Genomic DNA, 13609 nt, shown 5'->3' with positions numbered 1-13609 from the left:
TTATTTGTGTTGAGGAGCTCGCGTGTTAACACCTTGCATTGGTCATTGTCGACGTGAAGACGATATTTGCGTCGGCTGCAAACGTACACTTGATGAAATTGTCCGCTGGGGAAAAATGACCGACGATGAGCGCGAATCCATTATGGCGCAACTCCCCAAACGGCCCGATCCTACCTCTGCCGTTCCCTCTTATCGGTCACGAAACCCGTTCAAGCGCCGCACTGGCTGAAGGCGCAAGCGGCTTACGATACTCAATGATCACCGTGCTTCCTTCATAATGCACGGCTTCAATCGCCCCATCGACAATCACTTTACTGGTGACGAGCACGTCTTGATCAACCTGTTCACGATCGCGCAAGCTCGGTATGACCTTGTTCGGCTCCACCCCCATAGCTTGGCAAAACGCAAACACAAACCGACTATCGAGCACGGCGTCACCATGAATGCACCGAGAGAAGCTAAGGTGACTGATCTCAAGCTTTTTTGCCATTTCTATCTGGGTAATCCGAGCTTTAGCTTTATAAGACATCCATGTTTCGTACAAAGCCTGTCTGTCTTGGTCATTAAAGGTCATCACGGTTTCCACTGGCTATCATTTAAAAGCATCCAGCCTAGCAATCCTGTTACCTATAATGTCAGCACGGGGTAAACGGCGAGTAAATCTTGCTGGAATCGTGCGGCTCGGTTAGGATCCGAGAGCCCTGATCAGATAAGAGATGTGCTATGGACGTCAACTTGGCGAATCTACCTGCCGACGAGAAACAAAAAATTGAACTCGATAAACAAGCTGCCTACGCCGTATGGAAGGTAGTCAATAACCAAGCCCCACAAAGCCTTTACCAGCAAGAAGCCAGCGCCTTAGTCGACTGGCAACGCGAGGTGTATCTCGCCAGTGTAGAAAAATACCGTGCGCAACCTGACGCTTTTATCATCCCTGAGGCTCCTCCCTCCGAATAAGGTTTCACCAGCACCTCACACTGGTGCTGGAACCTGTCAGTCAGCGTACGCCACACGGTTTTTATCGCCGAGCACATCGCGCCATCCCTTCAGGCGTCTCAACGCCTTGCCACTGTTTGGTTTTATCTCACTTGCTGCGGATAAATGCTTAAAATAAGGCGCTTAGGTCAATAAACATCTTACACGCGCGTTTAAAACCCGAACGCCTGTCTTTTTTTTCTAACAATACCTTCATTAAAAGCGCGCTAAAATGTCATACATTTTTCACCCCCTCACCTAGCAAAAAATGAACACTCGCCCTATTGTTATTCTTATCAGGAAGTCTTTCTTATTTGGCAGATAGACGCCATATAAACTAATTTCTAATAAACGTTGGCTGGGTGACTCCTTAGTGGGCAACACAAAAACCCGCACAAAAAAGCGGACAGAACACGCTCATCAAGCACAGGAAGCACCCTTACTTTTTAGACAGGCAAACTCGCGCTCAGTAAGGGGTAATCGCTATGACCTTAGGGTTTAAATCTCGCATTATTTGGGGGGTAGGACTGCTCGTCACACTCTCACTCGTGATCCTCGGCTCAATTAACGCACTGTCGCTGCGTGACAGAATGGTTGAAGCCTTGGTCACCCAAACTCAAAATAAACTCGATCATCATGTCATCGAGTTAGAGCAGCTGGTGCAGTCTCAGCTCACTGCGGTAGAGCAAGGTGCCGGCCACTTCTCAACCGATCTCACCGGTCAGGAGAATGTGGCGCAAGTGCGAATGCTGGCAGATACCGCCGGTATTGCTAATGTCATCATGACCTATGAAAGCGGCGATTCGTACATGTCAAACCACAATGGCAATGGCGTGACCACCAGCGAATATAACTTCCGCAATCGAGATTGGTATCGCACGGTTAAATCCGACCAGTCCATTCACTTGACAAACATATACACGGACAAGGTCACCGGTGGAAAAGTGATCAGTGCCGTTGCGCCTGTGTTTGAAAACGGCCAGTTTATCGGGGCACTCCTCGGTGATATTCCGTTAGAAGATGTCATCACTCAAGTCAGTGACATGCGCTTTGCAGGGGGCGCGGCTACACTGGCGGATCAAAACGCGGTGTTTTTCGCGAGTGATGATCCTAATGATATCGGCAAGACCCCCTCGCAGGTAAGCGCGAACTTTGCACAGATGGAAAGCATGTTCCGCAGTAGCGAGCAAGGTCATCTTACTTTCCCCTATTTAGGTATTCAATTTGATGGCTATTTCCAACGGGTCAACTTAACCGAAGACAGGTATTGGACCCTGATGGTCTTTGTTGACCAAAAAACCGCCCTGGCCGGGGTTCGCGATGCACAAATCGATTCTGTCGGAACAGGCGTGATACTGCTCATCGTCAGTCTTGGCGCGATTTATGCGATTATTCAATTTTCATATCGCCCCTTACTCAAACTCAAAGAAGCGGTTCTGGATCTGTCACGTGGCGAAGGGGATCTTACCGCTCGTCTCGATGTGAACGGCAATGATGATTTGGCGCAAATCAGTGACGGCTTCAACCGCTTTGTCGAAAATCTACAAGGCATGATGTTGAGCGTCGCCGAGTCCAGCCAAGCCATTTCAGCCAATATTAGCCAGCTGTCACAAACCACCAGCGAAAATGAGTCCGTACTGGATGCTCACTCAGCTGAAACCGAGCAAGTGGTTACTGCCATCACTCAAATGAGCGAAAGCGCGAGAAACATTGCAGAAAATGTTTCCCAATCGAACAGTATCACTGCCTCGGCAAGTAAGGAGGCAAGTCAATCACTTAAAGTGGTCGACAATGCGGTGATCACGGTCAGTGCCTTAGTGGATGAGGTGGAAGAAATGTCGGGGCGGATCACTAGCATGAACAAAGATGCGAATCGAATTAGTGACGTGCTGACAGTGATTGGCGAAATTTCTGAACAAACTAATTTGCTGGCATTGAATGCCGCCATTGAAGCAGCACGCGCTGGCGAACAAGGACGAGGCTTTGCGGTCGTCGCCGATGAAGTGCGTGCGTTAGCCGCTCGCACACAAAGCAGCACCACGGAAATTTCCGAAATGCTTACCGCGTTACTCGATGGCACTTCGAGTGTGGTCGAGGCCATGGAGAAAACCAAAGAACAGTGTCAGACCACCGCCGACAAAACCTCGGAAGTGTCTAACAGCTTGACCATCATGAGTTCGTCTGTCACCGAAATCGACGATGTGAGCACCCAAATTGCGACAGCGACTGAACAGCAAAGCTCTGTCGCTGAAGAGCTCAGTAAAAACATGCTGTCGATTCGCGATATGGTGAATAAGCTGGTAGACAGTGGCAATCAAACCACGGCGGCCACTCAATCCCTCACACATTCAAATGAGGAGCTGGATCGCATGGTGCATAACTTTAAATTGCAGTAAATCGCCAAGGCCAGACCGCGACGCGAGTGAGTATGGCTGACGTTCACTGAATCAGGCAGCGAGACGCTGCCTGATCCCCATTGGGGAGGATTGTTTTTATGTCTTGTTCCTTACCACCACACGCCTTAACCGCGACGTTTACACAACAATACCAAACCATTCGTCAGCACTTTTTCAATCGAGACCCTGATCGTTGGCCCGTCTATCGGACGCCAGAACTGGCTCATTGGTTGGAGAACGGCATGCATCCTGCGGTGGCCGACGCTGCGCATCCATTTAGTCAACAAACGCATGTTCCCGAACAAAGTGATATTAGCGCCAAGACACTGCCTAACCTAGCACTGCAAGCCGCCACCTACTCCAAAGATTGGACATCGCCCCGTGCCGTGGAAAACGTGATCACGGCGCCGTGTGATCCCGCGATACATGGGGCATTACTGGCGACGATGGCTAATCCCAACTTGGTGTATAGCGAATACGCGGGGATGTCAGTTGAACTAGAAAAAACACTCGTACGTCAAGTCGCAAACTTGATTGGCTATGATCCTGACCAGGCAACCGGGATCTTTACCCAAGGCGGGACGTTCGGCAACTTATACGGCTATTTAATGGGGCTAAGAAAGCAGTTCCCGCTATCAGGCCAGCGGGGGTTCCAAGGACAAGACTTCCGCATGATTAACTCACTGGCTGGCCATTATTCCAATATGACCAACCTCGGCTTACTGGGCACAGATATCCCCAATCAAGTCCTGCGTATTAAAGTGGATGCCAACAACCGGCTTGACTTGGATGACTTTGCCTATTCGCTCAATCATTGTTTAGCAGAAAAGATGCCGGTGCCCACCATCTTGCTGACCTTTGGTACCACAGACACGTTCGCCATTGACGACATTGAACGCGTCTATCAAATCACAACACGCGCCTGTGAGCGTTTTAACACGTCGGTTAGGCCACACATTCACGTCGATGCGGCCGTGGGCTGGCCATTAGTGATGTTCAACGACTATGATTTTACCGCCAATCCGATAGGGATCAACGCGGCGACACGGAATAAACTGCAAGCATTAATACCCCGTATTCGCGGGCTACGCTTTGCCGACTCCATCACTATCGATTTTCAAAAGTGGGGGTTTGTACCCTATACCGCCAGCTTGGTGATGTTCAAACAGAAAACGGACATGGAACACCTAAAGCAAGATCCGCATTACTTTTCTTATTTTGAAACCAGCAAAACGCAGCAAACGCATTTGCAGTCAACAATAGAGTGCTCGCGCGGTGCAGCAGGCGCCTATGGGAGTTATTGCGCCCTCAATATGTTGGGCAAACGTGGTTATCAGACCATGATTGCGCACAGCCTGCAAAATGCCGAGTATTTAAAAGCCCACCTAGACGCCCTCCCCCATTGCAAGATCGTTGCTGGTGATAACCTGGGCCCTACGGTGGCATTTCGCCTCTATCAACCTTCCCCTACACTGGATGTAAATGTCATGTTCCAGCAAGAACAAACCTTGCATCAAGTCGGGGCGCGCATTGACAGCATTACCCAACATAGCCTGTTTCACCGTCAGCACTTTCTCGAGCGTCAAGGTAAAACGCTGCAAACCAACTGGGTCGAGTCCATTGCACACACGGAGTTCGACCCCAATGGCCAATGCCTATTTATTCCTGGTGAAAAAGCGGTATTTTTAAACCCTTACACGCGCTACACACACATTGATGAGTTTGTGGCTTCACTATGCCTCGAGCACGCAGAGCAATTGGTTTAGTTACCAACGCCAAAAGTGCGGCATAAACAATGCCAGCACGGTGAAGTACTCCAAACGACCGAGGATCATGGCAATGTTTAGGATCCAGATCCCTGTGTCTGTCACGGGCTGGAAGTTACTCCCGACTTCACCAAACCCTGGCCCAAGCACATTGATACAAGCGACTACGGCGGTAAATGCAGACCAGAAATCGAGCCCTGTCATCATCATCAATAGGGTAAACACACCTGTGGTCAGCGCTGCTAGCGACATAAACGCCATTACCGCTTGGGTCACATCGTTCGAGACCACCTTATCTTGATAACGGATGGGGATGATCGCGGAGGGGTGCACCAATTGATGCAATTGGCGACGAATGATTTTAAAGGTAACAATATCGCGAATAATTTTATTGCCGCCCGCCGTTGAGCCTGAGCACCCGCCAAGATAGGCACAAAACACCAGGAATAAGGCGGTTGCCGCTGGCCACGAGCTTAGATCCGCTGCCCCAAACCCAGTACTGGTAATGAACGAAACCACATGAAACGCTGCAAAGCTCAGTGACATCCAGAGCGATTCATAACGGGCTTCACCATAAAGGTAAAAGCCCAGTACCAGAGATAAGCAGGCCACTACAATCAAAAACACGCGTGACTCTTCATCATCGATATAAAGCTTTAAACCGCGCCAACCGATACGGAAAATGCGAAAATGTAAACCAAAGTTGATCGCCCCCAACAGCATAAAAATATTAGAAATCATTAAGATAAGATGGCTTTGAAAGTGCCACATGCTGGCATGGTGGGTGGAGAATCCCCCCGTTGAGACGGTAGAAAAGCTATGTGCGATCGCATCGTACGCGCTCATCCCGGCCATATAATAGGCCAGCGCACATGCGATGGTGATCACCACATATACCCCCCACAAATAGTGGGCTGTTTTTGAAATGCGGGGGGAGAGTTTTTCGTCTTTGATTGGTCCAGGTGTTTCCGCTTTTAATAGCCGCATGCCACCCACATTGAGCATCGGCAATACCGCAACCACGAAGATCACCACGCCAAGGCCCCCCATCCATTGTAAAAACTGGCGGTAGAGCAAGAACGAAGCAGGCATATTGTCCAGGCCACTCAAAATGGTGGCACCCGCCGTACTCAAGGCACTGATCGACTCAAAGGTGGCATCGGTAAAATTGACCCCAGTGACCAACTCGATCGGAATACCGCCAAGCAACCCCACCAGTATCCAGGTCAGCGTCGAAAATAGTAGAGCATCGCGAAAAGTGACCTGATTGAGTTTGCTTTGCCGAAAAAGCCACGAGATGACCAATGATGAAATCATCATTAGCAAGGAAGGGTAAAAGAAATCGGTTGAGACACCATCGCGGAAAATAAAAAGCGATAAAAGTCCAAAAACAAATTGGACAACACCCATCCATAAAATAGGCATGCCCAGAAGACGCAGGGTATTTTTAAAGTTAATCATGACAGAGGCAACTCATCATTAACACGCTCGTGGTTTATCGATCCATCGCCACCACGCGTAGCGACAAACAGTGGCGTGACGCTTATCACCTCACCGCTTAACTATATCGGTCTTGTTCCAGAATGTCATGGTGGATTAAAGACCTCATATCTACGTCGTTAATACCCTGCATACAAGGCATTACATCGCAGACACGTTATAAAAAAGCCGGGCATCACTGCCCGGCTTCCTACTTTTACTGTGCTTGACGACGTTCGCCGCGCGCAGGGCCACCACGACGCTCGTTGCCGCGGTCACGGTTGAAACGACGTTCGCCACGGCCACGTTCATTGCGGCCACGACCACCGCCATTGCGGTCACCACCGCGACGCTCGCGCATGATTTGACCTTCAACACGCTGTGCATTGGTCTCTTTTTGACGAATACGCAGTTTTTGCAATTGTGCAAACACGTCTTTCGGCATGGTTTTAGGCAGCTGTACAAACGTGTGTGCCGGTGCCAGTTTAATCGCGCCAATGTTTTGCTTGTTTAAGCCAAGCTCATTGGCAATTGCGCCGACGATATCTTTAACTTGTACACCTTGCTCACGACCCACGTCCAACTGATACGTATCCCAATCAGCCGGGTTAGTATCACGACGGTCAGTACCATTTTGACGATCGTCACGACGACGTTCACGGCGTTGTTTCTCACGCTCCATCGCTGCAATCATCGGGTCTGGGCCTTTGTAGAACAATGGACGCTTGCCTTGCTGGCGTTGCAGCAACATCGCCGCCAAAGTGGTTGCATCCACATCGATATCGTTTTGCAGTTGCTCAATCAGCTCAACGAAAGGTGCCATGGCATCGCCATCTTTCTTCTCAGCCAACTCGCCCGCTAGCTGAGCGACACGCGCTTCCGCCACTTTATCGCGGTTTGGAAGCTGAATTTCTTCCATTTTAGTCTGCGTGACACGCTCAACCGTGCGTAGCATGCGCATTTGGTTAGGACGCACCAACAGAATCGCTTTACCGGCACGGCCTGCACGCCCCGTACGACCAATACGGTGAATATACGATTCGGCATCAAACGGAATGTCGTAGTTAAACACGTGAGTGATACGCGGCACATCAAGGCCACGTGCCACGACGTCGGTCGCGACCAAAATATCAATCACACCACGCTTTAAGTGATCAACCGTGCGCTCACGCAGTGACTGTGGGATGTCCCCATGCAATGCCGCGGCTTTAAAACCACGCGCTGATAACCAGTCGGCAAGGCGCTCAGTATCTTGACGGGTACGCACAAACACGATTGAAGCGTCGGTATCTTGCGTTTCTAGCAGACGGCTCATGGCTTCGTCTTTTTCAACGCCTTTAACCACCCAGAACTGCTGCTCAACTTTTTCAACGGTGCGATTACTTCCCGCCACATCAACACGCGCCGGTTCACGCAAGAAGCGGTCAACAATTTGTTTAACGATAGGAGGCATGGTTGCCGAGAACAGGATACGCTGTGCACTCTCAGGCGCTTGCTCCATGATCCAGGTAACATCGTCCACAAAGCCCATTTTGAGCATTTCATCCGCTTCGTCGAGGATAAAGGTATGCACTTCGTCAAGCTTCAAGCGATCGCGGTTGATCAAATCTTTCACACGCCCTGGTGTGCCCACCACGATGTGCGCGCCGCTTTTTAGCGCTTTCATTTGGTCAACAATCGATGCACCACCATAGATCTCAAGCACTTTGAGGCCTTTGATGTTCTGTGCCAGCGTCTTCATTTCCGCCGCGACTTGGATAGCAAGCTCACGAGTCGGAGCCATAATGATAGCTTGTGGTTTACGCTGGCTTAGATCGACTTTGTTCAGTAGTGGCAGCGAAAATGCAGCGGTTTTACCTGTACCGGTTTGTGCTTTACCAAGTGCGTCACGGCCTTCAAGAAGAACAGGGATGGAAGCGGCTTGAATTGGTGTCGGTGTTTCAAAGCCCATTGAGTCAAGCGCAGACAAAAGGGTGTCGGCCAGATCTAACTGACGAAATTTGGTTACAGATTCTTGCATTGGGATCCCAATCTATAGAGTGTAGCGAAACGGGGCCCCTCAAGCGTTCTGCTCAACCATGCAACACTGTCTTTCATGCAGTGACAGTCACCAGCGCCATGGGCCTCGGTCATTAAGGATGTGCATTCTGCGCTATTTACACCAAAAAAGCCAGAAAAAGTTGAACAAGTTCACAAAATTTGCGGCGTGTGGGCAGGTTTATAGCAATTTGTTCACAGAGGCATCGAAATCCGCAGGTATTCCCCGCACTTTCCATGCATTTAAGTCAGGTCACAGGATTTTAGTGCCACGGGTTGGTTTTGAAACAGTGAATCCGTATAGTGTGGCGATCCGTTTATCGAGACCCGAGTTATGTTTCAAGACAATCCCCTGCTAGCACAGCTAAAGCAACAGATCCAAGAAACCTTGCCCAAAAAAGAAGGCCAGGTAAAAGCCACCGAAAAAGGCTTCGGCTTCCTCGAAGTTGATGACAAAACCAGCCTTTTCATTCCGCCTCCTTATATGAAGAAAGTGCTTCATGGTGATCGTGTAGAAGCCTTTGTTCGCACCGAGAAAGACCGCGAAGTGGCTGAGCCGGATACGCTGGTAGAAGCCAGCTTAGATCGCTTTATTGGCCGTGTGCAGTGGATCCGTAATCGCTTAAACGTCGTCCCCGATCACCCGCAAATGAAAGACGCTCTGCGCGCTAAAACGCAGCGTGGCTTGTCGCAAGACAACTTGAAAGAAGGTGACTGGGTCGTGGCGTCCCTCATCCGCCACCCACTGAAAGGCGATGACAACTTTATGTGCCAGGTCAGTGAAAAAATCACCGATGCGGACGATAAAATTGCCCCTTGGTGGGTCACGCTGGCCAAACACAACTTGCCCAACCAAGAGCCAGCGCCAAAAGATGCGTGGCCATTGTTGGAGCAAGGGCTAGAGCGTCGCGACCTGACTGATTTACCGTTTGTGACCATCGACAGCGAATCCACCAAAGACATGGATGATGCTCTGTATGTAAAAGCTAACCCGCGAGGTGGCTTCACCATGACAGTGGCTATCGCCGATCCAACAGCATACATCGATGCCGATGAGGCGCTTGATCAAGTCGCTCGTGACCGTGGGTTCACTATTTACTTGCCTGGGCGTAACATCCCAATGCTGCCTCGTGATCTCAGTGATGACTTATGTTCACTGCGTGCAAACGAAAAGCGCCCAGCACTATGCTGCACGTTTAATATCGATGCTGATGGCACCATTGCCGACGATGCTGAATTCTTCTCCGCTTGGATCCAATCACACGGTCAGCTTGCTTACGATAAAGTCTCTGATTACATCGAACTCGGTGAACAAGCGCAGTGGCAGCCAGAGAGCAGCGACATTGCGGATCAAATCCATCAATTACATCAATTTGCGCTAGCCCGTATTCAGTGGCGTGAGACGCATGCCGTCACCTTCCCCGACCGTCCTGACTACCGCTTTGAACTCAGCGAAGATAACGATGTGATTGCTATCCACACCGATCAGCGTCGTATCGCTAACCGTATCGTGGAAGAGTCAATGATCAGCGCCAACATCTGCGCGGGTCGAAAGCTTCGTGACGCATTCGGGTTTGGTATCTTTAACACACACGCCGGCTTTAACAGTGAAAAACTCGACGACGTGGTCGAGCTAGTAAAAGCGCATGACGGCGAGGCGGACAGCGAAAGCCTAGCCACCGTCGAAGGCTTCAGTGCGCTCCGTCGCTGGCTAAACAGCCTAGATACCACCTATCTCGATAATCGCTTACGCCGTTTCCAAGCATACAGCGAGATTGGCCATGAGCCAGCGCCACACTACGCGATGGGCCTAGATGTCTACGCCACGTGGACATCACCTATCCGTAAATACGGCGATATGATTAACCACCGTTTGCTCAAAGCGATTATTCGCGGCGAAACAGAGGCCAATGCCCCTGCCGATACCGTGGGTGAAGAGCTTGCCGGCCACCGTAAACATCACCGTATGGCTGAGCGTGATGTCGCTGACTGGCTATACACCCGCTTGCTCAAGCCAGAAGTTGAAGCGCAAACCCGCTATACCGCTGAGATTTTTGACATCAACCGGGCCGGAATGCGTGTACGCTTGCTGGAAAACGGCGCGCCTGCCTTTATTCCATCATCGCTGATCATCGATAACAAAAGCCGGATTGCCTGCGATAAAGAAACAGGCACAGTCACTATCGACGGTAACGTTGAGTTCAAGCTCGGTGATAGCCTAGAAGTGGTGATTGCCGATATTAAAGAGACAACGCGCTCGATTGTGGCCAAGCCGACCCAGGTATTTACCCTGCCTGAGGCGTCACAGAGCGAATAAACGTGTTCTCGCTCTAACCACGCACATCATGCGAAACGTCAGCAGAAAGCCAAGCCATCGCTTGGCTTTCTTTTTGCCCCCAGAATGATAATCTAATCATTAAATTAAAGAGACTCGCTAGACCATTGCTGTTATCACATTCTGAGCGTCAGGCCATCCCCTAACAAGCGATCCGTGGTAAGTTAATGGTGTTACCTCAACCCAATAAGAGGTTTCATGGGATTTTTGCGTTCATCCGTGGTCCGTATGGGGACGCCCATTGTTTTACTGCTGCTGCTTGCCGCGAGCTATCAACCCTTGATTGCTGCGCTAGCCCCCTATTACAACTTAATTTACGCAGCGCCGTATTTTCTGTTATTCACCGCACTACTTTTAAGCCACTTATTCAAAAGCGCCCGCGTCGGTATGATGGTCGTGATCTTATTGGTGGGATACACAGTGATCCTCACGCGGCTGCAATCGCCACTCAATCACGGCACAACCTACATGGAGTACTTGCTGCTCACCGTCGCCCTTCCGATTAACTTGCTGTATATGATCATCGTGCGCGATCAAAAACTCACCTCTCGGTTTGGTCTGTTCTTTTTCCTCGCGATTGGTATGGAAATTGGTTGGTGCGGCCTTTTGGTGCAGCAATTCGGTGAACTCTCCACCTATCTCCATCAGCATCCGGTATTAGTCAGAGTGACCGCCGTTAGTCCCATGCCGCTGCTGCTGATCGTGTTGCTCTCGATTTTGGTCTGTGTCAGCACCATTCGACTGTTGCGCAAAAATAGCATTGAAGATCATGCCGCCTTCGTCAGTGTATTATGCGGTGTCACGACCTTGGTGTTTTTTAATGTGCCTTTCATTTCTTCGTTGATATTTTCATTGGCCGGCGTGTTATTAATTGCCAACCAAGTCTCGCTAAGCCACCAACTGGCATTCATTGATGGGCTTACCGAAATTGCGGGGCGTCGCGCACTTGAAGACGAGCTCAAACACCTAGGCAGACAATACACGCTCGCCATGCTGGATGTGGATCACTTTAAGCAATTCAATGATAAATACGGTCACGAAACCGGCGATGATGTTCTTAAGCTCGTTGCCAAACATATGGCACATTGTGAAGGAGGCGCCAGTGCCTTTCGCTACGGCGGTGAAGAATTTACCCTGCTATTCAAAGGAAAAACCACCGAGCACTGCTTGCCGTTTCTCGACGCCCTACGTGAGGACATCGCCAACTACCCTTTGATACTGCGTGATGAATCTCGTCCTCATGATGACAAGCAAGGCCGACAAAAGCGTGGACGTGCAAGCGAACAAAAGCCCGTTAATATTACTGTCAGTATTGGCTTTGCCGATGCCTCACAAGCCGACACGCCCGATGAGGTATTGCAGTTAGCGGATAAAGCCTTGTACAAAGCCAAAGAAGCAGGGCGCAACTGCATTAAGGGCAGCGTATGAAACATGTTTTAGTGATACCTTTTTTAGCCTTAATGTTAGCAGGCTGTGTCACGCAGCGTGACGCGGCAACAACATCTGATATGCCTAGTTCGGACAGGACGATTAGCGATCAAGCGCTAGACCAAGCACTTACTCAACTTTATCGTCAGTGGCAAGGCACCCCCTATCGGTGGGGAGGCACCACGCGGCAAGGTATTGATTGTTCCGCTTACACCCAACACGTGTATCAATCGGCGCTCGCTACCCCACTACCGCGCACCACCCACGGCCAAGCAAAAACCGGCTATGCCATTGATTATCAATCCGCACGCCAAGGGGATCTGGTGTTTTTTCATATTCGCCCCGGCCTTCGCCATGTGGGCATCTTTCTGGGTGGACAGCGTTTTATGCATGCTTCCGCCTCAAAGGGCGTGACAGTGTCACGACTAGATAACCCTTATTGGCAAGCGCGCTTCTGGCAATTCCGTCGTTATTTCTGAGGCGAGGCTTTTACCGAGTCAGCCAGTTCGCAACAGGGTTGATACCGCGGACACGTGACGACATGATCATTGACCATGCCGAGCGCTTGCATCAGCGAATAACAAATCGTCTCACCCACAAATTTAAAGCCGCGCTTTTTCAAAAAACGGCTCATGGCGCGGGACTCGTCCGTCGCGGTGGCGACATCGGCATCCGATTGGTGATGGTTTACAATGGGGACACCGCCGGTAAACTGCCAAAGGGCTTTAGCCAATGAACCGTACTCCTCCACCAGCGTCACCGCCGCCTTGGCATTGGTAAATACAGAGGCCACCTTCAAACGATTACGGACAATTTCATGGTTGGCCATGATCTCAGCGATATTCGGTTCGGCCACATTCGCGAGTTGGTAAAAGTCGAAATCGAAGAAAGCCGCGCGATAAGCCGCACGCTTTTGTAAGATGAGGCGCCAACTCAACCCAGCTTGAGCGCCCTCTAAACAAATGAATTCAAAAATCAGCTGATCATCAAATGTCGGCACACCCCACTCGCTATCGTGGTATGCCCGCTCAGCTTCACTGTGTTGTGCCCATTGGCAAATGTCCATCTTTTCCCTCACCCTTGTCATACAATCGTTGCGCAGCCGTTTTGTTGCTTGTGGCACGAAATCAGCGGCTTAACCTTGCAAAAGCTATCGTTTCGCTGAATATCACGCTATCTTTGATCGCGATAAG

11 protein-coding genes are annotated in these 13609 nt (G+C 50.3%); 7 read left to right on the top strand and 4 right to left on the bottom strand.

Features of this window, described 5'->3' with window-relative positions; all coding sequences use genetic code 11:
- Positions 1–22: 22 nt before the first annotated feature.
- Positions 23–229: a DUF1289 domain-containing protein gene (locus BZG72_RS10040; protein ID WP_046075919.1), complete on the top strand. Its 207-nt coding sequence runs from the start codon at positions 23–25 to the stop codon at positions 227–229.
- Here BZG72_RS10040 and BZG72_RS10035 read toward each other — a convergent pair.
- On the bottom strand, positions 197–529 hold the full coding sequence (locus BZG72_RS10035; RefSeq protein WP_227986256.1) for an XRE family transcriptional regulator: 333 nt from the start codon (positions 527–529) through the stop codon (positions 197–199). The two genes, BZG72_RS10040 and BZG72_RS10035, sit on opposite strands and share 33 nt — an antisense overlap.
- 194 nt (positions 530–723) lie before the next feature.
- On the opposite strand from BZG72_RS10035, the gene BZG72_RS10030 reads away from it, so the two are divergent.
- The 3 genes from BZG72_RS10030 to BZG72_RS10020 all read left to right on the top strand — a co-directional run bounded on the left by BZG72_RS10030 (position 724) and on the right by BZG72_RS10020 (position 5137).
- Positions 724–957, top strand: coding sequence for a DUF3283 family protein (locus BZG72_RS10030; protein WP_046075920.1), 234 nt, complete (start codon positions 724–726; stop codon positions 955–957).
- Between the two features lie 503 nt (positions 958–1460).
- Positions 1461–3371: a methyl-accepting chemotaxis protein gene (locus tag BZG72_RS10025; protein ID WP_077666705.1), complete on the top strand. Its 1911-nt coding sequence runs from the start codon at positions 1461–1463 to the stop codon at positions 3369–3371.
- A 98-nt stretch (positions 3372–3469) separates the two neighbouring features.
- Positions 3470–5137, top strand: a complete 1668-nt coding sequence (locus BZG72_RS10020) for a pyridoxal phosphate-dependent decarboxylase family protein (RefSeq protein WP_077666704.1) — start codon at positions 3470–3472, stop codon at positions 5135–5137.
- On the opposite strand, the gene BZG72_RS10015 is transcribed toward BZG72_RS10020, so the two are convergent.
- Both BZG72_RS10015 and BZG72_RS10010 read right to left on the bottom strand, forming a co-directional pair.
- Positions 5138–6598 (bottom strand): TrkH family potassium uptake protein, encoded by a 1461-nt coding sequence (locus tag BZG72_RS10015; protein ID WP_077666703.1) that lies wholly within the window; start codon positions 6596–6598, stop codon positions 5138–5140. It lies immediately after the preceding gene.
- Positions 6599–6833: 235 nt separating this feature from the next.
- A complete protein-coding gene (locus BZG72_RS10010) occupies positions 6834–8636 on the bottom strand; it encodes a DEAD/DEAH box helicase (protein ID WP_046075924.1) in 1803 nt (600 codons plus the stop codon).
- Between the two features lie 351 nt (positions 8637–8987).
- Between BZG72_RS10010 and BZG72_RS10005 the strand changes: the two genes are divergently transcribed.
- The 3 genes from BZG72_RS10005 (at position 8988) to BZG72_RS09995 (ending at position 12895) form a co-directional block, all read left to right on the top strand.
- On the top strand, positions 8988–10970 hold the full coding sequence (locus BZG72_RS10005) for an exoribonuclease II (RefSeq protein ID WP_077666702.1): 1983 nt from the start codon (positions 8988–8990) through the stop codon (positions 10968–10970).
- Positions 10971–11186: 216 nt separating this feature from the next.
- A complete protein-coding gene (locus BZG72_RS10000) occupies positions 11187–12416 on the top strand; it encodes a GGDEF domain-containing protein (RefSeq protein ID WP_077607227.1) in 1230 nt (409 codons plus the stop codon).
- A complete protein-coding gene (locus tag BZG72_RS09995; RefSeq protein WP_077579311.1) occupies positions 12413–12895 on the top strand; it encodes a C40 family peptidase in 483 nt (160 codons plus the stop codon). The genes BZG72_RS10000 and BZG72_RS09995 overlap by 4 nt, the downstream gene beginning before the upstream one ends.
- Here the strand turns inward: BZG72_RS09995 and BZG72_RS09990 are convergent.
- A complete protein-coding gene (locus BZG72_RS09990; RefSeq protein WP_077638887.1) occupies positions 12886–13482 on the bottom strand; it encodes a DNA-3-methyladenine glycosylase I in 597 nt (198 codons plus the stop codon). The genes BZG72_RS09995 and BZG72_RS09990 overlap by 10 nt on opposite strands.
- Between the last annotated feature and the right edge of the window lie 127 nt (positions 13483–13609).

It is taken from the genome of Salinivibrio sp. PR6 (genome assembly GCF_001995955.1).
Lineage (GTDB): Bacteria > Pseudomonadota > Gammaproteobacteria > Enterobacterales > Vibrionaceae > Salinivibrio > Salinivibrio siamensis.
This window is presented reverse-complemented; position numbering and strand designations above follow the sequence as displayed.